This is a genomic window from Pseudoxanthomonas sp. UC19_8, assembly GCF_042700505.1.
Taxonomy (GTDB): domain Bacteria; phylum Pseudomonadota; class Gammaproteobacteria; order Xanthomonadales; family Xanthomonadaceae; genus Pseudoxanthomonas_A; species Pseudoxanthomonas_A winnipegensis.
This window is the reverse complement of the sequence record NZ_CP170559.1, coordinates 670,944-695,955: the sequence shown is the minus strand read 5'-3', so window position 1 is coordinate 695,955 and position 25,012 is coordinate 670,944. Positions and strand designations below refer to the sequence as shown.

Genomic DNA, 25,012 nt, shown 5'->3' with positions numbered 1-25,012 from the left:
GTGGGGAAGGCCCCAGCGGAGCAAGCTCCGCTCTACAAGGAGGCCGCGGCTGATCTGAGAGACAGTGGTTCCCACGGGATCCGGCAAGCTCATTCCTTTTCCATCCGAGCGTCAGCCAGGGAGGATGACCAACCGAGTGGGTGCGCTCGGCTGGGCGAGGCCGGTCGGCGAATGGATGGGCCAAGACCGCATGCAGGTCGTGAGGCGCTTGACGCCCCATGCTCGGCGGGGAACAAAAAAGCCCGGCAACTGCCGGGCTTGATTGCGAACCGGGCCATGCCGAAACGGCGCGACCCGTCGCTTCGCTCAGTCCGTGCCCGGCGCCGGCACCGAAGGGCTCGGCGCAGCCGGCTGCGCTGCCGGAGCGGTGGCCGGTGTCGGCGGCAGCTCCAGGGCGGGATTGCCCTGCTGTTGCTGCAGCTGTTCGATGCGGCGGGTTAGCGCTTCCAGTTCGGTGTTGGTGGCGCGCAGGTCGCTGCTCAGGCTCACGGCCTGCTGCTTGTTCTGCTGCAGGGCGTTGCTGACCTGCAGGGCCTGCTGGCGCTGCTGCTCGACTTCGGCCTGGAGTCCCTGCAGGCGCTTCTGGTTCAGTTCGACCATGCGCTCGGTGTAGCGCTTGCCGGCCTCCAGGCGCACGGTGTCGATATAGACCTGGGAGAGCTGGTTGGTCTGGTCGACGAAGGTCTTGTAGACCTGCTCGGCCTGCTCGACCGAACTGGTGCGGATCACGCGCCAGAACTGCTTGTCGCGGAACAGGGTGACGTAATAGTTGAGCGAGTCGGCATGGAACAGCAGGCTGGCGCCGTAGTTGCCGTTGTAGGTGGTGCGCAGCTCGGTCAGCGAGCCGGCGTCCATCAGGTGGCGCAGCTCCTCGGCGGTGTTGCCGATGCTGGGCTCGGCCACTTCGGCGGTCTGCTCGGGCGGCGGGGCCTGCTTGGTCCGCGTGGCGGCAGGCAGCGGCGCACAGGCCGTGGAGATCAGCACGATCGCCGCGCCGAACCAGATCCTTGACATGCTCCCCCGATGAATCATCCGTCTTGCCCCGACTTCTCTGGCGTGATCGCCCCCCTGCGTTGCGCAGGGCATACGGTCGGGATGTTAGCACGCGGCTTTCGCGGGCCGCAGGGCGCGGGCGCTACTTTGTTCCTGCGCCTGGCAGGCCGATGCCGTGGTCGGCGATGCGCGGGCCGGGCCGGGTGTCGCGTGCGGCGCCGGGGTGGCGCCCTAAAAAAAAACACTTCCTTCCCCGCTGGGCAACCGGGGAAGGAAGCTGCAGTCAGAACGACAGCGCGCGGCGATGTCGCCGCGATACTTCTCGTTAGATCAGCGGCGCCGGGGTTGCCGGCAGAGCGACCGGAGCGGCCTTCTTCTTGGTCGCCTTCTTGGCCGGCGACTTCTTGGCAGCCTTCTTGGCCGGAGCCTTCTTGGCAGCCTTCTTCGCCGGAGCCTTCTTGGCGGCCTTCTTGGCGACCTTCTTCGCCGGGGCCTTCTTGGCGGCCTTCTTCGCGACCTTCTTGGCAGCCTTCTTCACGACCTTCTTCGCCGGGGCCTTCTTAGCGACCTTCTTGGCGGCCTTCTTGGCGACCTTCTTTACAGCCTTCTTGGCGGCCGCTTTCTTGGCGACCTTCTTGACGGCCTTTTTGGCCGGCTTCTTCGCAGCTTTCTTCGTTGCCATGTGATGGCTCCTCGTCAGTGATTACTTTGGATGAAACATCCGTTGCTAAGCCCAGTACTCAAAACGCCGCGGGAGTCGGACCCGCATGCAGCCGCCGACGCGCCATGCGCGCTGGGGCGGATCTGTTGCGACGCCGGCCGGGGCCGACGTCGTGCACCCGTCAAAGCAAAGACACCTGCGGCGACTGCGGCGCAGGTGTCGATGCGGATCGGGGTTCGAATTTCTTCAGGGGAAGCGAAGCCTTCGACCATCCTGCCGGGGGTACGGGCGGGCGACCTTGCCGTTGTGGGTTTCGTCGCGATGACCGACTCGCTTGATTTGCATAGCGCCTGTGCGCGTTGGGGCGAAACCTAATCACGGTTTTTTCTAGTGTCAATGGTTTTTCAGAAAAATTTCTCATGTGTTTTGAAGCGCGTCATCGCCTTGCCGCGCCGGCCTGCCGAGCCGATGGCGTTCGAGCCGATGGCGCGGCGACACGCGCGCGACAAGGCATGTCGAGCAGAGTGCTTTTTTTATGCAGTTTGCTGCGTGCGTCGCGCGTGGCGCGACCGCCGACGCATGCGCTTGGACGCGCGTGCCGATGGTGGCGTCGAAGGTGTCGCGCAGTTGAATCGCACCTGATTCCGAAGGCGCTCGCGGCATGTGTTTTCGCGTCGCACAAGCTGCCTCGCGCGCCAACTGCGCAAACTTTTTCCAAGCGAGCGACGTGCTGCGCATCCCGATCGCACGCCATGTCGATGCAGGCGAGCGTCTCGACGACACGAACATCACGCCGCGATGGCACCGGATCGGACCCATAAAAAACGCCGCGTCCAGGACGCGGCGTTGGTCTTGCGTGCGACGCCGGCACCGAGCCGGCGCGCATGGATCACTCTTCGTCTTCTTCCAGCTGCTCGGCGTAGTCGTCCGGGCCGAGCAGGTCGTTGAGCTCGTCGGCGTCGCTGATCTCGACCACGAACAGCCAGCCTTCGCCGTAGGCGTCCTCGTTGATGGTCTCCGGCTTGTCGGCCAGCGCCTCGTTGACCTCGACGACGGTGCCCGAGACCGGGCTGTAGACGTCCGAGGCGGCCTTGACGGACTCGACCACCGCGCAGGCGTTGCCGGCGGTGACCGCATCGCCCACGTTGGGCAGCTCGACGTAGACCAGGTCGCCCAGCAGCCCTTGGGCATGGTCGGAAATACCGACGGTGACGCGGCCATTGCCTTCGACACGCGCCCACTCGTGGGACTTGAGGAATTTCAGATCACCAGGGATCTCGCTCATGAGGATGCTCCGGCCGGTTGGGCGCGATGGTTGGGAATGGCGCAAGTCTAACGAAAGGCCGCCGCGACTTGTCACCCGGCGCGGTACGGCGCGCGGCCGCTGCGCAGGGCGTCGTCGAGCAGATCGATCCGGTCCTGGCCCCAGAACGGCTCGCCGTCGCGCACGTAACCAGGCAGGCCAGGGAGGCCGGCATCGATCGCGGCGCGGGTGTTGTCCTGGTGGGTCGCATGGGTCTGGGGCGCGTCGGCCAGCGCGAGCACCGCCTCGGCATCGAAGCCGTGCGCGGACAGCAGCGCTGCCAGCGTCGCGCGATCGGCCAGGTCCTGCTCGTTGGCCCACAGCGCGGCGAACGCGTCGGCCATGTAGGCCTGCGGATCGTGGCCCTGCGCGATCAGCGCGATCACCGTGCGATCGGCCAGGGCGATATCGCAGGGGTAGAACCTCGGCCGCAGGTTCAGCGGCAGGCCGCGCTGCTCGCGCACGCGCTGCAGCTCGATCAGACGGTAGGCCTGGCGCACCGGCGGACGCTGCGCCAGCGGCAGGGCGCCGACCTCGCCGAACAGATCGAAGATCCGCACCGGCCGCGTGCGCACGACCGCGCCGTGGCGCGCGGCCATGTCCAGGAACGCCCGATGTCCGAGGTAGGACCAGGGCGAAAGCAGGGTGACGAAGTAGTCCAGTTGCTCGGCCATGGTCGCGACCTGCCTTTAGACCAGGACGCCGGGCTGCGGCTGCCCGTCGCGGACGAAGGGGAACTTGACCACGCGCACCGGCACCTCGCGGCCGCGGATGTCCACGCGCACCTCACCCGGCTCGCCGCTGGGGACGCGGGCGAAGGCGATGGCCTTGCCCAGAGTCGGCGAGAAGGTGCCGGACAGGATCTCGCCCTCGCCCTGCGCGGTGAGCACCTTCTGGCCGTGGCGCAGCACGCCCTTCTCGTCCATCACCAGGCCGATCAGCTGGCGCGGCGGGCCCTGCAGGTGCTGGGCCTCGAGCACCTCGCGGCCGACGAACTCGCGGCCCTCATCCAACGCCACGGTCCAGCCCATCGCTGCCTCGTAGGGCGAGACGGTCTCGTCCATGTCCTGGCCGTAGAGATTCATGCCGGCCTCCAGACGCAGCGTGTCGCGCGCGCCCAGGCCGGCCGGCTTGACCCCGGCTTCCAGCAGCGCGTCCCAGAACGCCACGGCGCGCTCGGCCGGCAGCACGATCTCGAAGCCGTCCTCACCGGTGTAGCCGGTGCGGGCGAGGAACAGTTCCACCCCGGCGCTGCTGACCGCATCCAGCGCGGCGAAGCGCGCCAGCTTGTCGGCCGCCTCGCGATCCTCCTCGCGCAGCAGGCCAATGACCTTGGCGCGCGCGTTCGGGCCCTGCACGGCGATCATCGCCAGCTCGGGGCGCTCGATCACCTCCACGCCATAGGCGGCGGCCTGCTTGTTGATCCAGGCCAGGTCCTTCTCGCGGGTGGCGGCGTTGACCACCAGGCGGAAGAAGGCGTCCTCCAGGAAATACACGATCAGGTCGTCGATCACCCCGCCGTTGGCGTCGAGCATCGCGGTGTACAGCGCCTTGCCCGGCTTCTTGAGCTTGTCCACCGAGTTGGCGACCAGGTAGCGCAGGAACTCGCGCACGCGCGGTCCGCGCAGGTCGACCACGGTCATGTGGCTGACGTCGAACATGCCGGCGTCACGGCGCACGGCGTGGTGTTCCTCGATCTGCGAGCCGTAGCTGATCGGCATGTCCCAGCCGCCGAAATCGACCATCTTGGCGCCGAGCGCGCGGTGGCTGTCGTTGAGGATCGTCTTCTGGGTCATGGGCTGGTCCTTACAAAGAGGCCGGCATTATCCCAGAACCTCGCCGCCCCGCGGCCGTGACCCAGGCCACGGCCGCGCCGGTCAGGCCGCTTCCACCTGCAGGGTCATGCCGTCGGTGGACACCACGCGCACCGCCGCGCCGGCCGGCAGGTCGGGGCCTGCCACGCTCCAGTAAGTGTCGGCGAGCTGGATGCGGCCGCGGCCGCGCACGATGGGCTGCTCGAGCACCGCCGTCTGGCCGACCAGCTGTTCGGCGCGCCGGTTGAGCAGGGGCTTGTCGCTGATCTGCGCACGGGCGCGGAACCAGCGCCGGTACACCAGCACCGAGGCGATGGCGAACACCGCGAACAGCGCCGCCTGCGGCAGCACCTCCAGCCCGGGCGCGATCAGCATCACCAGCACCATCGCCGTGGCGGCGAAGCCCAGCCACATCAGCGAGGCGCCGGGCACCAGCGCCTCGGCGGCGAACAGCACCAGCGCCAGGCCTGCCCAGAACGCCAGGCGCAGGGTCGCCGCGTCAAACGCCGGCACGCGGCACCTTCGGCGGCATGGCCGGCGGACGCGGGCCGTCCTCGCCCAGCGCCTGGCGCGCCAGCTGCGCGATGCCGCCGAGCGAGCCGATCATGCCCGAGGCCTCCATCGGCATCAGCACGAACTTCTGGTTGGGCGCGGTGGCCAGCTCCTTGAATGCCTCCACGTACTTCTGCGCCACGAAGTAGTTGATCGCCTGCACATCGCCGTCGGCGATGGCCTGGGACACCAGGGTGGTGGCCTTGGCCTCCGCCTCGGCCAGGCGCTCGCGCGCCTCGGCCTCGCGGTAGGCCGCCTCGCGCTTGCCTTCGGCCTCGAGGATGGCGCTCTGCTTCTCGCCCTCGGCGCGCAGGATCTCCGACTGGCGCGCGCCCTCGGCTTCCAGGATCGAGGCGCGCTTGTCGCGCTCGGCCTTCATCTGCCGGGCCATCGAATCGACCAGGTCGCGCGGCGGCTGGATGTCCTTGATCTCGATGCGGTTGACCTTGACGCCCCACGGGCTGGTGGCGTGGTCGACAACGCCCAGCAGGCGCGCGTTTATGGTCTCGCGGTTGCTGAGCGACTCGTCCAGGTCCATCGAACCGATGACGGTGCGGATGTTGGTCTGCACCAGCGCGATCATCGCCTGGTCCAGGTTGGACACCTCATAGGCCGCCTTGGCCGCGTCCAGCACCTGAAGAACACCACCCCGTCCACCTTCACCACCGCGTTGTCCTTGGTGATGACTTCCTGCGAGGGCACGTCGAAGACCTGCTCCATCATGTTGACCTTGCGGCCCACGCCCTGCATGTAGGGAATCAGGATGTGCAGGCCCGGACTCAGGGTGTTGGTGTACTTGCCGAACTGCTCGACCGTGTACTCGAAGCCCTGCGGCACCACGCGCACACCCTTGAACAGCGTGACCACGACGAAGACCACGATCAACGCGGCCAGGATCATTCCCGTTCCCATTGCACTCCCCTTGCCTGTCGCCCGAGGCGGGCGCTCCCGAGCACGATTATAGGGTCGGGCCTGCGGGATGCGCCGCCGTGCGGGGCGGCCGCCGCACCTTCATCGATCGGCGGGCGCCGGCGCGGCTTCCACGTACCTGGCGAACACCGCATCGGTGTCGGCGGCCTTGACCTTGCCGCCGTGCACCAGGGTGTCGGCCTGCTCGAACAGCGGCATCACCATCGCCATGCCATCGAGCTTGGTCTTCAGGTGCAGCCCCGGCGGCGCGTTCAGGAATCCGGTCCAGCGCGCACGCACGCCGGCCCAGAAGTCGCTAGTCGCCTTCCAGTAGGCGTAGGCCGGCGCGAAGTCGACCTGGCTGTCGCGGCGATAGTCGTCGAAGCCGAACTCACGCGCGATCTCCACCTGGCGGCCGTCGGGCCTGCGCAGCACCTTGGTGTTGAACTGCTCGTGGCTCCAGCCGTTGGGCGTGATGGTGTGGCGGTTGACCACGCGCAGGGCGTTGTAGTCGCTGCGGCGGGTGTACTCGCGGCGCGGCAGCGGGCGCCAGCTCTCGTCGCTGGTCCAGGTCGCCACCTCGCCGCTGTAGGTCCAGCGCCCGGTGCCGCAGTAGCGCGGCGCGTCGCTGACCTCGTACACGCACTGGGTCCAGGCGCCGGCGGTCTCCTGCGGCGACAGCGCGCGCACGGTCCAGGTCTGGTCGGCGCTGAACTCGAAGCGCCGCGGTGCCTGGTAGACCCAGTCCTCGCGCCAGTGCTTGGTGACGTGGCCGCTCTTGCCGTCGACCAGCAGGTGCTGCAGCACCACCCGCGTGGGCGTGTCCTCGACCACGACCACCGCCTCGTCGGCGCTGCTGCGCATCGCCGCGGCGCGCTCGTAGCCGGGCTGCAGCAGCACGGTCTCGTCGAAGGCGAAGTCCACCGCGAACTCGCCGGCGATCTTCAGGATGGCCGCATGGTCGCGCACCGGATCGGCGGATTGCGCGTGCGCGGGTGCGAGCACGGCGAGGGCCGCGAGCGCGGCGATGGGCAGGCGACAGGACATGGAAGGCTTTCCTTTGACTTGGGACAGAGGCTGGAACCCGCCAGGCGCGGGTGTCGTGCGGCGGTGTGCGAGGCGCATGCGCAGGCTCACCATTCCACCGTCAGGCTGGCCGAGACGGTGCGGCCCGGACTGGTGTAGCGATCCAGCGTCGCGCTGCTGGCCAGCGTGCCCACCGGCACGTCGCCCGGGCTGAAGTACTTGCGGTCGCCCAGGTTGAACACGCCCAGGTTCACCCGCGCGCCGGGGGCGAAGTTCCAGTGCGCCAGCAGATCGGCCACGCCGTAACCGGGCGCGCGGAAGTAGGTCGCGTCGGACACCCGGTCCTTGCGCCGGGCGAACGAACCGGCCAGCTCCACGCCCCAGGTCGGCGCGTCGTAGATCAGGCCGAGCGTGCCGGTCAGCGGATCGATCGTGTCCAGCGGCACATCGGCGGTCAGGTCCTGCCCGTGCGACCAGGCCGCGGCCGCGCGCAGCGACCAGCCGCTCCAGCCGGCCAGCGCGCCCAGGTCGATGCCGCCCTTGAACTCGCCGCCATAGATGCGCGCCCGGGACACGTTGCGCGACTGGAACACCATCAGGCCCTGCGCGTTGTAGCCCACGAAGCCCTGCGATTCGATGAAGTCGTGGTAGTCGTTGCGATAGCCGGTCAGCGCGGCGTACACCGCCGGGCCGGTGTAGCGCAGGCCCAGCTCGAAGCCGTTGCTGGTCTCCGGCTTGAGGTCCGGGTTGGGGATGGCGGTGTAGCCGAACTGCAGATTGGTGAAGCCCAGGTTGGCGTCGTTGTAGGGCGGCGCGCGGAAGCCGCGCGCGTAGCCGCCGTACAGCGACCAGTCGCCGGCGAACTTCCACACCGCGCCCAGCTTGGGCGAGACGCTGGTCTTGCTCAGGCCGGTCACGGCCACGCCCGGGTTGTCCTCGACGAAGATGGCGTCGGGCTTCGGGTCCAGGTCGTAATGGTCCACGCGCACCGCCGGCACCAGGCTGAAGCGCTGGCCGAAGGCCATCTCGTCCTGGACGTACAGGGCCGAGGTGGTGGTATCGGTGATCGGGAAGTCGCGCACCGGGAAGACGTCCGGAGACATCACATTGGTGCTGGTGCCGTTGGCGTAGGTCACCCGGCCATCGCGTTCCTGTTCGGTGCGCGTGCGCTGCAGGTCCAGACCGTAGCGCAAGGTATGGACCACGCTGCCGGCGTCGATGGTCTTGAGTAGGTTGGCCTGCACGCCGATCTCGCGCTGCTCGAAGTCGAAGCGCCGATCGCGGCGATGCTGGCCCAGGCTGGCGGTGGTGCGCAGCTCGTGGGTGTCCTGCGTGGTCTGGCTGTCCTGCCAGTAGACCTGCCAGTCCAGGCTGTCGGCCAGCGCCCAGTCGAGCGCGTCCAGTTCCTGGGCCAGGGCCACGCGTTCGCGCGACTGGTGGTCGTCGCCGCGCAGATCCAGGGTGGTGGCGCGGGTCGAGGCGGTGTAGCCGCGCGAGGTGAGCACGTTGGTGTCGGTGTCGTCGCGGTTGCCCTCCACCGTCAGGCGCAGGCGGTTGGTCTGCGACGGTGCGTAGACCAGCTTGGTCAGCACGCTGGTGCCGTTACGATCCTGCGGATTGGGCGCGGTGCGGGTGTTCGCCGCGGTGCCGACCGGCGCCAGGCTGCGATCGTGCCCCATGTTCTCCTGCGCCTGTCCCTGGCGATGGCTGACCGCGGCCAGCCCGCTCCAGCGCGCTCCGCCGAAGGCCGCCGTGGCGCCGGCGAACAGGCCGTTCCAGTCGCCCGCATAGCCGAACTTGAGGCCGAAGTAGGCGTCCTTGCCCGCCTTCAGATAATCCGAAGGGTCCTTGGTGACGAAGGCGACCACGCCGCCCAGCGCGTCGGAGCCGTACAGCGCGCTGGCCGGCCCGCGCAGGATCTCCACGCGCTTGACCGTGTCCAGGTCGACGAAATTGCGGTTGGCATTGGAATAGCTGCCGATGGCGAACGCGTCGGGCACGCGGATGCCGTCGGTGAGGATCTGCACGCGGTTGGCCTCCAGCCCGCGGATGCGGAAACCGCCCAGGCCGAAGCGCCCGAAGCTGGAGGTCACCGATACGCCGGGTTCGTAACGCACCAGATCCTTGATGTCGAAGACCAGGGTCTGGTCCAGACGCTGGCGCTCGATCACATCCACGGTGTTGGGCACGTCGGACACCGCGCGCTGGCTGCGGGTGGCGGTGACCTGCAGCGGATCGAAGTCGTGCGTGGGCAGCGCATCGCCGGCAGCGCCCGGCGGAGTGACGGAGGAATCGGCGGCGCGCGCCGGGGACGCCAGCGCGCAGACGAGCGCACAGGCAAGCAGGGAAACACGGAACGTCGGCATGACAGGTCCTTTGCAAGGTGACCCGGCAGGCTGGCGCGACCGTGCACGGTCGAGGCTGGCGCCCAGGAGGAGGAGGAAGACGCGGTGACGCAGGGCCACCGCAGGGTGAGGTTCAACAGGGAAGCGCCGGTCGCGGCGATCCCGACTTGGCGATGTCGCCTCGGCCAGGCGCAGGCGCCCGGGCTTCAGTCGGCCGCGCGCGCCTCAAGCAAGCGCGGCCCGGCGCGGTCGCGCCCGTCCCAGGCAGGCGGCGCACGCCATCGGACGAGGCGAGCCAGTGGCATACATAAGGGTAATGCGCGCGAAGTCATCGACTGGCTTTCAGGTCGGGCCTGAACACATAGTCGGCCAGGTCGCCATGCGCCGCACCGACGCCCACCGACTGCAGCGCGGCCTGCGCGCAGCAGCAGTCGTCCCAGGCGGCCAGTTCGGCGCCCTCGGCGTGCACGATCTCGCGCGTGGCTGCCGCGCCCAGCGCGGAGACCGGCGTCAGGCTGGCGGCCAGCACCGCCTGCGCGCCGGCGGCGGCCAGGGCATGCAGGCGCACCGGACACGCGCGCCACTGTTCGCCGGTCAGGCGCCGGGCCAGGCGCTGCCACAGCCGCTCGCTCACCCCGCGCCCATGCGGGTTGCCGGCCGCATGCGCCGGCAGGCGCGCACTGAGCTGGTCCCAGGCCAGGAAGTCACTGTCCGGCAGCAGGCACAGCCGCCAGCAGCAGACGCCGTCGCGGTCGAAGAACAGCAGGCTCTCGCGCAGCCCGTCGCTTTCCACGCCGGATTGGATCGCCGCGCGCACCGCCTGGTTCCAGCCGGCCAGCTCGCTGCCCTGCTGGGCGCGATACAGGCACAGCACGGTGCCCAGCGCGGCCAGCTGCTGCGGCAGCGGCAGCGAGCGGGTCGCATCGGCGCGCGCGGTCGGCGCAATCGTGTCGAGGGTCATGACCGGCTCCTGGGGGCGGATGGCGTCAGGCAGGTGCACCGGCGGCGACAGCGGCCCGCGCGCGGCGATGGTGAGAGAGGGAGAGCCATCGCCGCGCGCGAACTGGCCGCTGCCGCCCGGTGCGGGCGCGAACACGGCAGCGGGCGCTCCATCGCCCGCCAAACCAAGACTTACTTGGTCAGGATCAGCTTGTCGTTGCTGGTATGGCGCAGGCGATACACGCGGTCGCCGTGCTGGATCAGGATCTCGCGGCGGCCCTTGAGCAGGGCTTCGCTGTTGAGGGTCTCGGCCGGGGGCACCACGCGCGGGCTGCGCTCGGCGGCGCGCGTGTCGGCGTGGGGGAAGGCGATGGTGTTGGCGGACATGGGGCAGCTCCTGTGTGGTTCGCTGTGGATGATAATCATTCTCATTGAAGAGTCAAATGGTCCTGATTGAATTTTTCGATGGTCATCGCGCTTCCGATTCTTTATCTGCGCACGCGCCAAGGCGGCGCAGGATGCACGGGGCCCATGGCAGACTCGTCGCTGTCGGATCGAGCAAGGACACGGCGTGAGCCCGCGTGGTCGCTTCAACCTGGTGATGGGCGTGCTGGTCCTGGCGGCCGTGGGATTCGGTGTCTGGCGCTGGCGGCGGCAGGCCGACGAGGCGGCCGCACTGTCGGCGCGGATCGCCGCGCAGACCGCGCAGGCGCAGCGCGCCTTCGCCGCGCGCAATGATCCGGCCGGCGCGACGCCCCCGCGCACCGACGCGCTCGCCGCCTCCGCCCTGCCCCCCTGGGGCGAGCCGCTCGGCGCCAATCTGCAGGCCGTCCTGCGCCGGGCCGATGCCGGCGAGGCGGCGGCCGCCTGCCGGATCGCGGTGGAACTGATGCTGTGCGCCGCGCCCCCGCCCGCCGATGCCGGCCGCGACCGCTGCCAGGGCGTGGACGCCGCGCTGCGCGGCAAGGCCGCGTTCTATCTGCGCAAGGCGGCGCTGGCCGGCAACCGCGACGCCCTGCTGCGCTACGCCGCCGGCCCCTTCCCGCAGGCGGCCCAGGCCCAGGACCACGAGCGCTACCTGCAGGACCCGGGCTTCGCCGACTGGTATGGCGAGGCCGTGCCGATGCTGCAGCGTGCGCTGCAGGCCGGCGATCCGCGCGCGGCGCTGCTGCTGGCCAACGCCTACAGCGACGATCAGGGCCTGCTCGACGCGCGCGTGCCGGACGATCCGGCGCTGGCCTATCGCTACCGGCTGCTGCTGTCCTACCTGAAGGCCGGCCCGGCGCCGGACGCCTCGACCCTGGCCCTGCGCCAGCGCGTGGACGCCGAACGCCAGGCGCAGCGGCTGTTCCGCGAGGCCTTCGGCAGCCGGGCGCTGGCCGCGCCGGTGTCCGTCGACCTGGAACTGCGGCCCGACGATCCGGCCGCCGCGCCCTGCCAGTAGCACCGGGCGGGGCGCCCGCGCGAACCGTGCCCGTCGCGTCCCATCCCCTGCCACCCGGCGCCCGCGCGGCGGTCTTTCGCGCCCCCTCGCCTTGCCGCGCCCGTCCCCCTCACTTAGGCTGCATCGCTTCGACGTCGCGTGGTCTTGGGGATCGCAATGCTGGAAGGTGTATCGCGGGCCGCGTTCGGCCTGTTCGGGCTGGTCGTGCTGCTGGGCATCACCTGGCTGTTTTCCAACAACAAGCGCGCGGTGGACTGGCGCCTGGTGGTGACCGGCGTGGCGCTGCAGATCGGCTTCGCCGCGCTGGTGCTGCTGGTGCCCGGCGGGCGCGATGTCTTCGACTGGCTGGGCAAGGTGTTCGTGAAGGTGCTGAGCTTCGTCGGCGAAGGCTCCAACTTCATCTTCGGCAGCCTGATGGACGTGCCCAAGGCGGGCTTCATCTTCGCCTTCCAGGTGCTGCCCACCATCATCTTCTTCTCCGCGCTGATGGGCGTGCTCTACCACCTGGGCGTGATGCAGGCGGTGGTGCGGGCGATGGCCTGGGCGATCACCAAGGTGATGCGCGTGTCCGGCGCGGAAACCACCAGCGTCTGCGCCAGCGTGTTCATCGGCCAGACCGAGGCGCCGCTGACCGTGCGCCCGTACATCCCGCGGATGACCGAGTCGGAGCTGATCACGATGATGATCGGCGGCATGGCCCACATCGCCGGCGGCGTGCTGGCGGCCTACGTGGGCATGCTGGGCAATGGCGATCCGGTGCAGCAGGCCTTCTACGCCAAGCACCTGCTGGCGGCCTCGATCATGGCCGCGCCGGCCACGCTGGTGGTGTCCAAGATCCTGATCCCCGAGACCGGCACGCCGCTGACCCGCGGCACGGTCAAGATGGAAGTGGAGAAGACCACCAGCAACGTCATCGATGCGGCGGCGGCCGGCGCCGGCGACGGCCTGCGCCTGGCGCTGAACATCGGCGCGATGCTGCTGGCCTTCATCGCGCTGATCGCCCTGCTCAACGCGCCGCTGACCTGGTTCGGCGAATGGAGCGGCCTGGCCGCCGCGATCGGCCGGCCGACCAACCTGGCCACGATCCTGGGCTATGTGCTGGCGCCGGTGGCCTGGGTGATCGGCACGCCATGGGTGGACGCGACCACGGTCGGCTCGCTGATCGGACAGAAGGTGGTGATCAACGAATTCGTCGCCTATACCGAGCTGGCGCGCATCGTGAACGGCCAGGTGCCCGGCGTGTCGCTCAGCGCCGACGGCAGCCTGATCGCCACCTACGCGCTGTGCGGCTTCGCCAACTTCAGCTCGATCGCGATCCAGATCGGCGGCATCGGCGGCCTGGCCCCGGAGCGCCGCGCGGACCTGGCGCGCTTCGGCCTGCGCGCGGTGCTGGGCGGCTCGATCGCCACGTTCATGACCGCCACCATCGCCGGCGTGCTGAGCCACTTCAGCTGAACCAAGCCGCCGCGCGCGCTGTCCGCGCGCGCCTCGTTCAGCATTGCTGACGCCGCTCGCCGCTAGGCCTGTGCCGCGCTGCGGCATACTGACGCCCCCCGACGGCGGCTTTGCGGCCGCCGTTTTTATGTTGAATTCGAAGAAGAGATGTCTATGAGTTCTGTCGTTGTCGTCGGCTCGTTCAATGTCGACCACGTCTGGCGCTGCGATGCGCTGCCCACCGCCGGCGCCACCATCGCCGGGCGCTACAGTTCCGGCCCCGGCGGCAAGGGCTTCAACCAGGCCATCGCGGCGGCGCGCGCGGGCGCGGCGACCACGTTCGTGTGCGCGCTGGGCGGCGATGTCGGCGGTGCGATGGCGCGCGGCCTGGCCGAGCAGGACGGCGTGCAGGTCGTCGCCGAAGCCAGCGACGAACCCACCGGCACCGGCGGCATCTATGTGGACAACCACGGTCGCAACACCATCGTGATCGGCCCCGGCGCCAACTTCACCTTGAGCCCCGGCTTCATCGCCCAGCAGCAGCCGCTGCTGGCCGGCGCGCAGGTGGTGCTGGCGCAGCTGGAGTCGCCGCTGGAGAGCATCGAGGCGGCGCTGACCAGCGCACGCGCCGCGGGCGTGACCACCATCCTCAACCCCGCCCCGGCCAACGCGGTGGCCAGCATCGCGCTGCTGCGCCAGAGCGACATCCTGACGCCCAACGAGACCGAGTTCGCCGCCCTGCTGGGCCGCCATGTCGGCCAGCGCATGGAAGGCGACGATGTGGCCGCGCTGGACGGCAACACGCTGCACGGCCTGTGCCGCCAGCTGCTGCCCGGCGGCACGGTGGTCATCACCCTGGGCGCGGTCGGCGCCTTCGTCTCGCACGAGGACGAGCATCTGCGCGGCGACGCGCAGGCCTATTACCGCGTGGCGGCCGACACCGCGCAGACGGTGGACACCACCGGCGCGGGCGATGCCTTCAACGGCGCGCTGGCCGCCTCGCTGGCGCATGCGCCGCAGGCCGCGTTCAACCTGCACGTGCGCTTCGCCAACCGCTTCGCCGCCCGCTCGACCGAGAGCGAGGGCGCCGCGGTGTCGATGCCGCGGCTGACGCCGGAAAGCTAAGGAGTGAGTGGAGAGGAGGCGTGAGTAACAGCACGCACTCCTGCCGCCCTCCGCTCATCCCTCACTTCTCTTCGCTCACCTCCTCGCCCCTCGCCCATGCACATCGGCCCCTACAAGATCGAACCGCCGCTGATCCTGGCGCCGATGGCCGGGGTCACCGACAAGCCGTTCCGGCAACTGTGCAAGCGGCTGGGCGCGGGCCTGGCCGTGTCGGAGATGACCATCTCCGATCCGCGCTTCTGGAGCACCGACAAGTCGCTGCGGCGCATGGACCACGAGGGCGAGCCGGCGCCGGTCAGCGTGCAGATCGCCGGCACCGAGCCCGCGCAGCTGGCCGAGGCCGCGCGCTACAACGTCGACCACGGCGCGCAGATCATCGACATCAACATGGGCTGCCCGGCCAAGAAGGTGTGCAACGCCTGGGCCGGTTCGGCGCTGATGCGCGATGAGGCGCTGGTCGCGCGCATCGTCGCTGCGGTGGTCCAGGCCGTGGACGTACCGGTGACGCTGAAGATCCGCACCGGCTGGGACGCCGAGCACCGCAACGCGCCGACCATCGCCCGCATCGCCCAGGACGCCGGCATCGCCGCCCTGGCCGTGCACGGGCGCACGCGCGATCAGCAGTACACCGGCGTGGCCGAGTACGACACCATCGCCGCGATCAAGGCCGCGCTGGACATCCCGGTGTTCGCCAACGGCGACATCGACTCCCCGCGCAAGGCCGCACAGGTGCTGCGCGACACCGGGGCCGACGCGGTCCTGGTCGGCCGCGCCGCGCAGGGACGGCCGTGGATCTTCCGCGAGATCGCCCACTACCTGGCCACCAGCGAGGAACTGCCGCCCCCCACGATCGGCGAGGTGCGCGACATCCTGCTCGGTCATCTGCAGGCCCTGCACGAGTTCTACGGCGAGCCGCAGGGCGTGCGCATCGCGCGCAAGCACCTGGGCTGGTACGCCAAGGACCGCCCGGAGAACGCCGCCTTCCGCGCGGTGGTCAACCGCGCCGAGAGCGCCGAGGAGCAGTTGCGCCTGACGCGCGACTACTTCGACGCGCTGGAGGCCGGCGTGGCGGTGTCGTTCGCCGACGCCGCCTGAGCCTGCGGCCCGAGGATCAGCGCCCGCAGCGGCGTGTCGTCCTCCTGCCAGGTGCGCTGCCACACCGCGCCGATCAATCGCCTGAAGCCGTCAACGCCTGAAATCGGCAGCGGCGCCTGGATCTGTTGCGGCGCCATCGCCTGCCAGTCCTGGTCGCGCAGCTCGGCCACGGCGAAATTGAAGGTGTAGTCCGGATCCAGGCCCATGCGCAGGTCCGACAGCACCAGCCGCCCGTCCTGCACCTGGGCGCGCATGAAGCCGTGGTTGAACCAGTCCAGCCGCGTCACCGCCGGGATGCCGATCCGCATCGCCTGCGCCAGCGCCTGGGTGTTGGAGGGATGGCCGCGGAACACCATCGGCCCCCGATCGAACACCGAGCGTTCGGCATCGACATAGCCGGACGGCGTCACCGCCACCACCCGCCACAGCAGGGTGGAGAACGGCATCGGCGTGGAGAAGCGCGGCGCATCGTCCAACCCCATCGCCGCCAGGGTGCGCTCGGCCTCGCGATCGACCCTCGCTTTGGCCAGGCCGGCCACGCCCAGCACGCCGGCGGCCAGCACCAGGCCGGCGATCGCGCCGCGCTGGCCCAGCGGCTTGCGCGGCACGCACCAGGCGATGACGCAGCCCAGCAGCAGCCACAGAGTGAAGGCCGGTTCGATGATGAAGAACAGCGACCACATCGTCGGCGGCACATCCAGCGGCCACAGCAGCGAGGTTCCGTAGACCGTGCAGGCATCCATCAGCGGATGGCTGAGCAGGCAGGCCTGGATCAGCCAGAACCAGCGCGCCGGCGCCGAATTGACCCGGGTGCCACGCACCCGGCACACCCACCACACCAGCGCGCCGATCAGCGGCAGCACGAACACCGGATGCAGGAAGCTGCGATGCCAGGTCATCAGCATCACCGGATCGTCGGTGAACCGGGGCAGCAGCAGCACGTCCAGGTCCGGCAAGGTGTTGAGCGCCGCGCCGGCCAGGATGGCGGCCCGGCGCTGACCCGCCGGGGCGAGGGCCGCGCCGATGGCGCCGCCAAGCAGAAGATGAGTGACCGAATCCATGCCCCATCATGCCTGCTTGGTAGGGGCTGCGGGCTCTATGTGCCGCCGCTTCCATGCGGAGCCGCCAGCGGGCGATCGCGCCGTGCATTGCATTGCACGAGCGGCCCGATGGGATTGCCGATCAAGCCGCCCTGCCCGGATGCCACGCACGCACGGCCCGGTCCCTTGGCTCCAGGCCCAACGCATGCCGATGCCCGCGATCAACACCGGCCGAAGCGCCTTACTCCAGGCTCGGATTGCGCACCGGCCGCCAGTTGGCCGGAAGACGATCGCCTTCGCTGGCCTTGACCAGCGCGCGCAGCTGCAGGCCGATGGGATCGTCTGGCGCAAGCTGATCGGCCCCGCCCGCCCAGGCCTTGCGCGCACCGGCGACATCGCCCAGCCGCGCCACCGGCCGCGCTCGACGTAGCAGCCGGTGGCGAACGGCACCGCCTCGAGGATCTCCGCGCAGCGCGTGGCCACCTGCCGCCAGTCGGGCGAGGGCGTGCGATAGACCTCCTTGAGCACCTCGCGATACAGGCCGCGCACGCGCAGGCGCTTGTCGTCCATCCGGCCCTGCCAGATGCCCAGTACGCCGATCCGCCCCACCTGGTGCAGGTTGCGCATGGTGACGGCCGGGTTCCAGTTGTACTCGGGCTCGGGAATGGTGCTGCTCAACCGCATCACGAACAGACCGGCGTAGCGCCCGGCGAGATTGGTGTCGTCCACGCTCTCCACGTATTCGCGCAGCGGCGAGCCGCTGCCGCGCACCCATTCGGGCATGTACATATAACTGTTGTAGAGCGTGGTTCCCGGCGGCTGGTGCGTCTGCATCCAGCGGCTGATCTCGGGCAGGCGCTGGCCCAGGTCCACGCCTTCATCGGAGAAGTTGCGCCAGCCGTCCGCGCTGCCGCCGCCCAGCTCGTTGAAGTACTCCCACAGCCGCGGCTCGCGTGCGGTCATCACCAGCGCCAGCGCGGTGGGCGCGAAGGCCAGCGGCAGCAGCCAGCGCCGCCGTACCGACACCGAGGCACGCCAGGCCAGCGCGCCGGCCAACGTGGCCAGCGGCAGGAACAGCGGCAGCGCGTGGCGCGCACCGGCATAGGTGCCGCGCGAGCCGAGCAGGCTGGCCCAGTACGCCGCGCCGAGCGCGCCCATGGTCAGCAGCAGGTGCTTCTGCCCGCTCGACAGCGGCGCGCGCCACAGCGCCAGCAGGCCCAGCAGCGCGCCGGCCAGCAGCGGCAGCGGCAGCTTGGCCGCCAGCTCGCCGGGCCAGAAGAACCACGGCGGCGCGCCCTTGAAGTCGTGGCCGAACAGCTTGTGCTCGCGCTGGCCGCGGCCTTCCACGCCGGCGCGCAGCGTGTCGGCCATGCCCCACAGATAGGCACGCGGCAGCAGGCGGGCGTCGTCCAGCGCATGCAGCACCCGGCGCTGCACGGGCGAGGCCAGGTCGTCGATCTTGGGCGCCATCGGCCGGTTGAAGGCGTCGCTGCCGTCGCGCCCGGCATGGAAGCGGAATCCGTACAGCGACCACAGCACGGCCACCGCGACCAGGGCGGCCAGTGCGACCGCCGCCCACCGCGCCAGCAGGGTCGCGCCGCGCTCGTGCGCGCCGGGCAGCGCGTCCCGACGGCTGCGCCAGTGCCGCCAGGCCGCGGCCAGCAGCAGCGCCACGCCGATGCCGGCCACAGCGCCGGGCGCCGAGTGCTTGGACCCGAGCGCCAGCCCCGCCGACAGCGCGAAGGCCAGCCAGGCCGGCCAGCGCCAGGTGCTGGCCAGCCAGGCCGCGCTGGCCGCGCTCATGCCCAGGGCGAGGGCCACCGGCAGGTCGGTCATCAGCACCGGCAGGTGCGCGCCGACCGTGGGATCCACCGCCAGCCAGGCCAGCAGCCCGGCCGCCCACCACAGGCCCGCCACCTTCCACACCAGCAGCGCCAGCGCGGCCAACAGGAGCAGGTTGAGCGCGAACATCGCCACGCGGATGTGATGCTGGGAATCGGCCGGCGCGTTGTCCAGGTAGGCCATGGACTGGGTGTAGATGCGCTCGTCGTCCTTTTCGTGCAGCTCGCGCAGCGGCGGCAGCACTACCGAGGCAGGCGCCAGCCAGCCGGTCCACAGCTTGGCCAGCGGCGGATGCTCGGGATTGATCCGGTAGTCGCCGAGCCGCGCGTAGGACACACCGGCGGCGTAGTGGTAGGGCTCGTCGAGGGTCAGGCCATCGCGGGCGGTGCCGACCATGGCGCGCGCCAGCGCCAACGCCAGCAGGGCCGCGATCAGCAGCAGTCCGGGGAATGATGCGCGCAGTCTTGGCTCCATGCCCAGCACACGCAGCCCACGCCGCCACCCGGACAGGCGCAGCGCGGAACGAAAGCGCGGCTACATCGAGCGCGCGCTCAGGCCGCCTGCGGCAGCGCCGGCTCGTCCGGCACCAGGCGCAGGCGCGCCGGCAGTTCGCTCAGCACCTGGCCGGCGTGGGACACCAGCTGCAGGCTGCCGTCGGCGGTCTCGCACAGCGCGGTGAGGCTCTCGACCCAGTCGCCATCGTTGGCGTACACCAGGCCGTCGCGGCGCATCAGCGCGGCGCGATGGATGTGGCCGCAGACGATGCCGTCCAGGCCGCGCCGGCGCGCGTCGGCCAGGCCGGCCTCGACGAAGCGGGCGATATAGCGCTCGGCCGCCGCGCTCTTGCGCTTGAGGTATTCGGCCAGGGACCAGTAGCGCAGGCCAAAGCGCCGCCGCATCCGGTTGACCAGCTTGTTGCCGGTGAGGATGCGGTAGTACAGCCAGTCGCCGAACTGCTCCTGCAGCCCGCCGAAGTGCGTCGCCGCGTCGTAGTCGTCGCCGTGCACCACCAGCAGGCGGCGGCCGTCGGCGGTGGTGTGGATCACGCGGCGGCGCACCTGCATGGCCGGCAGCATCAGCCCGCAAAAACGGCGCGCGGCGCGGTCGTGGTTGCCGGGCACGTAGATCAGCTCGGTGCCGTTGCGCGCCAGCGCGTGCAGCGCCTCGACCACGCGCTGGTGGGCCGCGTCCCAACGCGCGCGGCGCCGCGACATCCACCACAGATCGACGATGTCGCCGACCAGATAGAGCTGCCTGCACTTGAGCCGGGTCAGGAAGTCGGCGAACTCGGCGGCATGGCAATGGGTGGAACCCAGGTGCACATCGGAGACGAACACGGCGCGGTTCATGCGGCTTGCTCCTGCGTGGGGGTGTGCAGATAACGCTGGCGCTTGCGCGTGTGCATGCGCTCCAGGTCCAGTTCGATCAGCCCGTCGACGCAGCCGGCGAAGTCGGCGTCCACGCCGAAGGCCAGAAAGCGCGCGCCGCCCGGTTCGCACAGCTCGGTGTACTGGCGGAACAGCATCGGCACCTGGGCGCCGAGCGCGGCGAGGTTCTCGCGCAGCACGGCGAAGGCCGCCTGCGCATCCAGCGTCTCGAACGCCGCCGGCACCGCCTGCAGCACGAAGGGATGGCGCGCGGTGGCGCCAGCGTCCTGGCCGTGGAAGCGCTGGTAATAGGCCACGATCTGCTCGCGCGCGGCCTGCGGCAGCGCCGCGCTCATCGACACCGCGCCGAACAGATAGCGCACCTGCGGATGCGCCACCAGGTAAGCGCCGATGCCCTGCCACAGCTGGTCGATGCTGCGGCTGTTCCAGTAGTCGGGCGCGACGAAGCTGCGGCCCAGCTCCATGCCCTGGGCGATGCGCGGCAGCGCGCCCTCGGACCAGTCGAACAGGCTGGCCGTGTACAACCCGGCCAACCCACGCCTGGCCAGCACCTGCGCCCCGCGCGCCACGCGGTAGGCGCCGGCGACCGCGCCGGCCTCCTCGTCCCACAGCACGATGTGGTCGTACCAGGTGTCGTAGTCGTCCACGTCCAGCGCCCGGCCCGTGCCCTCGCCCACCTTGCGGAAGGTCAGCTCGCGCAGGCGGCCGATCTCGCGCAGCAGCGGCGAGTCGGCGGCGAGCGGCCCGGCGACGATGCGCCGGCCCTCGCTGGTGCGGCCGAAGCTCGGCAGCGCCGCGATCGCCGCGCGCAGCTGCGCCACCGGCACCGGCGCGACCAGCGCGGCCGGCGATTCGGCCCCGGCATCGGCGCGGCTGCCGAGCGCGTACAGCGCGCGCCGCAGCTGGCGCAGCACGGTGGTCTCGTCGGCGTGCGTGGCCAGGGCCTGCGCCTGGCCCACGTACAGGCGCAGCGGCTGCTGGCGGCGCGCGAACATCTCGCGCGGCAGCAGCACCGTGCCGGCCGGCTTGAACACCGCCGAGGCGCCGTAGAACAGCGCCGAGTTGCGTGCCTGCACGCGCACCGGCAGCACCTGGGCGCCGCTGGCCCGGGCGAAGCGCACGAAGCCCGGCCGCCAGCGCGTATCGCGCACGCCCAGTGGCGACAGGCGCGACACCTCGCCGGCCGGAAACACGATCACGCACTGCCCGGCATCCAGCGCCGCGCGCACCGCGCGCAGGCTGCCGGCGGCCGAACTGCCGCCGAACACGCGCACCGGCAGCAGCAGCGGGCGCAGCGACGCGATGTGGGTCAGCACCTCGTTGGCGACGATGCGCACGTCGCGCCGCACCTGGCCGACCAGATGCAGCAGCGCCATCGCATCGCGCGCGCCGGAAGGATGGTTGGCGAGCACCAGCAGCGGGCCGCTGGCGGGAATGCGCGCCAGGGCCTGCGCATCGAAGCTGCCGTCCAGCTGCAGGAAGCCTTGCGCGGCGGCGACGAAGTCCCAGGGCGTGCTGTCCCGGTGCGCATTCAGGAATGCCAGCGCCTGGTCCAGTCCGGACCAGTGCCCGTAGCGGCGCAGCAGCGGCCGGGTCAGCAGGCCACGGCGGCCGCCGAACCAGCGCGGATAACGTTCGAGCAGGGTGTCTTCCAGAGGGCGCATGGTCGGGTCCCATCCCGGTCAGCGGCGGATCTGGAACGCCAGACTGGGCCGCGATGGCGTCAGCCGCGTTGCACGCGTGCGGCACTGCGATGACACCGCCCGGCCGCAGGCCGGGGCGCGGAAAGTAACGTCCCGGCAACACCGGGCACGCCACCATGCGCGGCCGGCGCCGCGCGTGTATCATGCGCGGCCATCTTTTCATCCGAATCAAAGGATATAAGCCTGATGTCCAGCTACCTGTTCACTTCCGAATCGGTCTCCGAGGGCCATCCGGACAAGATCGCAGACCAGATCTCCGACGCCGTCCTGGACGCGATCCTGGCCCAGGACAAGCGCGCCCGCGTGGCCTGCGAGACGCTGGTCAAGACCGGCGTGGCGATCGTGGCCGGCGAAGTGACCACCAGCGCCTGGATCGACCTGGAAGCCCTGACCCGCAAGGTCATCCTGGACATCGGCTACAACAGCTCCGAGGTCGGCTTCGACGGCGAGACCTGCGGCGTGCTCAACCTGATCGGCAAGCAGTCGCCGGACATCAACCAGGGCGTGGACCGCAAGAAGCCCGAGGAACAGGGCGCAGGCGACCAGGGCCTGATGTTCGGCTATGCCACCAACGAGACCGACAGCTACATGCCGGCGGCGATCCACCTCTCGCACCGGCTGGTCGAGCGCCAGGCGCAGATCCGCAAGAAGAAGAACTCGCCGCTGTCCTGGCTGCGCCCCGACGCCAAGTCGCAGGTCACCCTGCGCTACGAGGACGGCGTGGCCACGGCCATCGACGCGGTGGTCCTGTCGACCCAGCACGATCCGGGCATCAAGCAGAAGGACCTGATCGAGGCCGTGCGCGAGGAGATCATCAAGCCGGTGCTGCCGTCCAAGTGGCTGCACAAGGGCACCAAGTTCCACATCAACCCGACCGGCAAGTTCATCATCGGCGGCCCCGTGGGCGACTGCGGCCTGACCGGGCGCAAGATCATCGTCGACACCTACGGCGGCTGGGCCCGCCACGGTGGTGGCGCGTTCTCGGGCAAGGATCCGTCCAAGGTCGACCGCTCGGCCGCCTACGCCGCGCGCTACGTGGCCAAGAACGTGGTCGCCGCCGGCCTGGCCGACCGCTGCGAGGTGCAGGTCTCCTACGCCATCGGCGTGGCCGAGCCGACCTCGATCTCGGTCACCACCTTCGGCACCGGCAAGATCGCCGACGAGAAGATCGAGAAACTGATCCGCAAGCATTTCGACCTGCGCCCGTACGGCATCATCCAGATGCTCGACCTGATCCACCCGATGTACCAGCCGACCGCCTCCTACGGTCACTTCGGCCGCAAGCCGAAGGAATTCACCTACACCGACGGCGCCGGCACGCAGCACACCGCCACCGCCTTCTCGTGGGAGAAGACCGACAAGGCCGACGCCCTGCGCGCCGATGCCAAGCTGAAGTAAGCCTGCCGCGCGCCCGCGCCGCAAACTGCAGAAAGGCCGCTGAAACGCGGCCTTTTTGTTTCTTGGTCCTTCGCCGAGATCCTGGCCGCTGCAAAAGCGGACGTCGCCGCCCAGCCGCGATCCGGCCGGGCGCGGCTCCTCGGCTCGATCCGCCAACGACAGCGGACGCCGGGATGAAAAGGATGGACAGCGCTGCATGCTCTTGTGGGAGCAACTGTCTCTCAAATCTAGCAGCCGCCCGTCTGTAGAGCGGAGTTTGCTCCGCTGCTCTTCGTTCGGTCGTAGGGAGAGCCCCAGCGGAGCAAGCTCCGCTCTACAAGTGGGAGGCATGGCGGCTCCCACATGGGATCAGCACCGACCGGTGGAAGCCCCACTGTGGATGGATCAGGACGTCTTCCAACTCGAAGGCATCGAGCAGCGCTCTGCCCTCTCCCTTTCGCCGCAGGCGAAGGGGAGCTCGAAGTCGCGAGCTAGCGACTGAGGGGGTGGGGTGCTTTTGCTCTTCGCTTCGGTAGCTCGACCGGGAAAGCCCCGACCCCTCCCCATCCCTCCCCTGCGCTGCGCGCAAGGGAGGGGGCCTCAAGTCGATGATTTCCTGTCACCGATCGCGTGATGCGCGAGGGGGGGCGAACGCCCCCGCAAACCGAAGCCTTATGACTCGACGCGTGCAGCAGCGGTCCGGCGGGCGGGGGCCGCGCCTAGCGAGGCAGGATGCCGAGCGCCCGAATCAGGGCAGGATGCCCTGATTGAGGGATAAGCGGCCCCCGCCCGCCGGACCGCTGCCCTTCCGAAGCCGGAAGCCCCCCCCCCGCCGAAGCTGAAACGCTCAGCTTCAACGCTATCTCAGAATCGCGAGAAGAACCTGTGTTTGGTGCTCCGAGCGAAAGTCCCTGGGTTCCCGCGTTCGCGGGAACGACGGTAGGGGATACAACGCGGGGCGATGACCCTATCAAGGGGCAGCGAACACCGCCCGACGGATCGCTGCCCAGTCAAAGCAAGAGCGCCCAGACGCGAAGATCAGCAGTCCAAACAACCTGCCGCGCACCAAACGCAGCCTCGCCCTCAACCGATCATCTGATCCGCCAGCGCGCCCACGCGCGCCAGCACCGCGTCGCGCTGATCCGAATCGACCCGGGCGCCTTGCAGCAGCGCCACCAGCACCCACGGCGTGCCGCCCGTGAGCGGCCACAGCACCGCCAGATCGTTGCGCGTGTCGCGGCCGTTGTTGCCCGTCTTGTCGCCCACGCGCCAGCGCGTGCCCAGGCCGGCGCGCAGACAGTCGTCGCCGGTCTGGTTGTCGATCAGCCAGTCCGCGTACTGCGCACGCGACGCCTTGGACAGGCCATCGCCCACCGCGAAGCGCGCCAGGCTGGCGGCCACCGCCGCAGGGCTGGTGGTGTCGCGCGGATCGTCGGGTGCGAAGTTGTTCATCTCCGGCTCGTAGCGATCGCTGCGGGTCACCGCGTCGCCCTGCTTGCGCAGGAACGCCGTCAGCGCCGGCGGCCCACCGGCCCGCGCCAGCAGCAGATTGGCCGCCGTGTTGTCGCTGTTGGTGACGGCCGCGCGGCAGAGATCGCGCACGGTGAGGTCCTTGCCCACGTGCCGCTCCGATTCCGGCGCCCAGGACAGCAGCTGCGCCTGGCGGATCGGGAGGCGCTCATCCAGCGACAGCGCCCCGGCGTCGGCCAGGCTGAGGACGTGCGCGGCCAACAGCGCCTTGAAGGTGCTGCACATCGGGAAGCGCTCGTCCTGGCGGCGACCCAGGCAGCGGCCGGTGCCCACCTCCAGCAGGGTCACGCCCAACCGTCCCCCGCTGACCTGTTCCAGCGCAGCCAGATCCTTGGCGCCAGCGATCGCGGCGGCCACACCGCCCTGACCCTTCGCGGCGGTAGGTGCTACCGGCGCGGCAGCGGCCGCCGCCCAAGGCGCGGCGAAGGCGGTGAGCAGCGCGGTCCCGCTGCGCTGGAGGAATCGACGACGGTCAGACATGGCGGCACTCCG

General features: G+C 70.1%; 21 protein-coding genes and 1 pseudogene. 5 read left to right on the top strand and 17 right to left on the bottom strand.

Annotated elements, in window-relative coordinates; genetic code table 11:
• Positions 1-306: 306 nt before the first annotated feature.
• From ACFJIT_RS02925 to hemP, 12 genes and pseudogenes are all read right to left on the bottom strand, one after another.
• On the bottom strand, positions 307-1,014 hold the full coding sequence (locus tag ACFJIT_RS02925) for a DUF2968 domain-containing protein (protein WP_235871647.1): 708 nt from the start codon (positions 1,012-1,014) through the stop codon (positions 307-309).
• A gap of 304 nt (positions 1,015-1,318) precedes the next feature.
• The gene (locus ACFJIT_RS02920; RefSeq protein ID WP_130517333.1) at positions 1,319-1,675 is read right to left on the bottom strand and encodes a histidine biosynthesis protein HisIE; all 357 of its coding nucleotides are present in this window, start codon (positions 1,673-1,675) and stop codon (positions 1,319-1,321) included.
• Between the two features lie 396 nt (positions 1,676-2,071).
• Positions 2,072-2,446: a hypothetical protein gene (locus ACFJIT_RS02915; protein WP_379654981.1), complete on the bottom strand. Its 375-nt coding sequence runs from the start codon at positions 2,444-2,446 to the stop codon at positions 2,072-2,074.
• Between the two features lie 97 nt (positions 2,447-2,543).
• Positions 2,544-2,939 (bottom strand): glycine cleavage system protein GcvH, encoded by a 396-nt coding sequence (gene gcvH / locus ACFJIT_RS02910; protein ID WP_130517329.1) that lies wholly within the window; start codon positions 2,937-2,939, stop codon positions 2,544-2,546.
• A 71-nt stretch (positions 2,940-3,010) separates the two neighbouring features.
• Positions 3,011-3,631, bottom strand: coding sequence for a 2-hydroxychromene-2-carboxylate isomerase (locus tag ACFJIT_RS02905; protein ID WP_379654980.1), 621 nt, complete (start codon positions 3,629-3,631; stop codon positions 3,011-3,013).
• Positions 3,632-3,646: 15 nt separating this feature from the next.
• Positions 3,647-4,753 (bottom strand): glycine cleavage system aminomethyltransferase GcvT, encoded by a 1,107-nt coding sequence (gene gcvT, locus ACFJIT_RS02900; RefSeq protein WP_131660445.1) that lies wholly within the window; start codon positions 4,751-4,753, stop codon positions 3,647-3,649.
• An 81-nt stretch (positions 4,754-4,834) separates the two neighbouring features.
• Entirely contained in the window at positions 4,835-5,284 is a 450-nt protein-coding gene (locus ACFJIT_RS02895; protein WP_235872861.1) for an NfeD family protein, read from the bottom strand.
• Positions 5,271-6,235 (bottom strand): annotated as a pseudogene (locus tag ACFJIT_RS02890) (SPFH domain-containing protein). Before ACFJIT_RS02890 ends, ACFJIT_RS02895 begins: the two are co-directional and overlap by 14 nt.
• A gap of 99 nt (positions 6,236-6,334) precedes the next feature.
• Complete coding sequence (locus ACFJIT_RS02885; protein WP_379654979.1) at positions 6,335-7,279, bottom strand: DUF6607 family protein; 945 nt, start codon at positions 7,277-7,279, stop codon at positions 6,335-6,337.
• A gap of 86 nt (positions 7,280-7,365) precedes the next feature.
• Positions 7,366-9,624, bottom strand: a complete 2,259-nt coding sequence (locus ACFJIT_RS02880) for a TonB-dependent hemoglobin/transferrin/lactoferrin family receptor (protein ID WP_379654978.1) — start codon at positions 9,622-9,624, stop codon at positions 7,366-7,368.
• Positions 9,625-9,931: 307 nt separating this feature from the next.
• Entirely contained in the window at positions 9,932-10,564 is a 633-nt protein-coding gene (locus tag ACFJIT_RS02875) for a Hemin transport protein (protein WP_379655699.1), read from the bottom strand.
• 170 nt (positions 10,565-10,734) lie between these two features.
• Positions 10,735-10,929 (bottom strand): hemin uptake protein HemP, encoded by a 195-nt coding sequence (gene hemP / locus ACFJIT_RS02870; protein ID WP_165394674.1) that lies wholly within the window; start codon positions 10,927-10,929, stop codon positions 10,735-10,737.
• 184 nt (positions 10,930-11,113) lie between these two features.
• Here hemP and ACFJIT_RS02865 point away from each other — a divergent pair, with 184 nt between their 5' ends.
• From ACFJIT_RS02865 to dusB, 4 genes are all read left to right on the top strand, one after another.
• Positions 11,114-11,986: a hypothetical protein gene (locus tag ACFJIT_RS02865; protein ID WP_379654977.1), complete on the top strand. Its 873-nt coding sequence runs from the start codon at positions 11,114-11,116 to the stop codon at positions 11,984-11,986.
• A gap of 156 nt (positions 11,987-12,142) precedes the next feature.
• Entirely contained in the window at positions 12,143-13,441 is a 1,299-nt protein-coding gene (locus ACFJIT_RS02860) for a NupC/NupG family nucleoside CNT transporter (protein ID WP_130517310.1), read from the top strand.
• Between the two features lie 153 nt (positions 13,442-13,594).
• Complete coding sequence (locus ACFJIT_RS02855) at positions 13,595-14,545, top strand: ribokinase (RefSeq protein ID WP_379654976.1); 951 nt, start codon at positions 13,595-13,597, stop codon at positions 14,543-14,545.
• Between the two features lie 96 nt (positions 14,546-14,641).
• Positions 14,642-15,640: a tRNA dihydrouridine synthase DusB gene (dusB, locus tag ACFJIT_RS02850; RefSeq protein ID WP_379654975.1), complete on the top strand. Its 999-nt coding sequence runs from the start codon at positions 14,642-14,644 to the stop codon at positions 15,638-15,640.
• Here dusB and ACFJIT_RS02845 read toward each other — a convergent pair.
• The 4 genes from ACFJIT_RS02845 to ACFJIT_RS02830 all read right to left on the bottom strand — a co-directional run bounded on the left by ACFJIT_RS02845 (position 15,586) and on the right by ACFJIT_RS02830 (position 21,574).
• A complete protein-coding gene (locus ACFJIT_RS02845) occupies positions 15,586-16,701 on the bottom strand; it encodes a metal-dependent hydrolase (protein WP_379654974.1) in 1,116 nt (371 codons plus the stop codon). The genes dusB and ACFJIT_RS02845 overlap by 55 nt on opposite strands.
• Positions 16,702-16,707: 6 nt before the next feature.
• Positions 16,708-18,996: a hypothetical protein gene (locus tag ACFJIT_RS02840; RefSeq protein WP_379654973.1), complete on the bottom strand. Its 2,289-nt coding sequence runs from the start codon at positions 18,994-18,996 to the stop codon at positions 16,708-16,710.
• Positions 18,997-19,073: 77 nt separating this feature from the next.
• Positions 19,074-19,871: a UDP-2,3-diacylglucosamine diphosphatase gene (locus tag ACFJIT_RS02835; RefSeq protein WP_130524925.1), complete on the bottom strand. Its 798-nt coding sequence runs from the start codon at positions 19,869-19,871 to the stop codon at positions 19,074-19,076.
• The gene (locus ACFJIT_RS02830; RefSeq protein ID WP_379654972.1) at positions 19,868-21,574 is read right to left on the bottom strand and encodes a GNAT family N-acyltransferase; all 1,707 of its coding nucleotides are present in this window, start codon (positions 21,572-21,574) and stop codon (positions 19,868-19,870) included. Before ACFJIT_RS02830 ends, ACFJIT_RS02835 begins: the two co-directional genes overlap by 4 nt.
• A 225-nt stretch (positions 21,575-21,799) precedes the next feature.
• Between ACFJIT_RS02830 and metK the strand changes: the two genes are divergently transcribed.
• A complete protein-coding gene (gene metK, locus ACFJIT_RS02825; RefSeq protein ID WP_130517268.1) occupies positions 21,800-23,011 on the top strand; it encodes a methionine adenosyltransferase in 1,212 nt (403 codons plus the stop codon).
• 1,062 nt (positions 23,012-24,073) lie between these two features.
• Here metK and bla read toward each other — a convergent pair.
• Complete coding sequence (gene bla, locus ACFJIT_RS02820) at positions 24,074-25,000, bottom strand: class A beta-lactamase (protein ID WP_379654971.1); 927 nt, start codon at positions 24,998-25,000, stop codon at positions 24,074-24,076.
• Between the last annotated feature and the right edge of the window lie 12 nt (positions 25,001-25,012).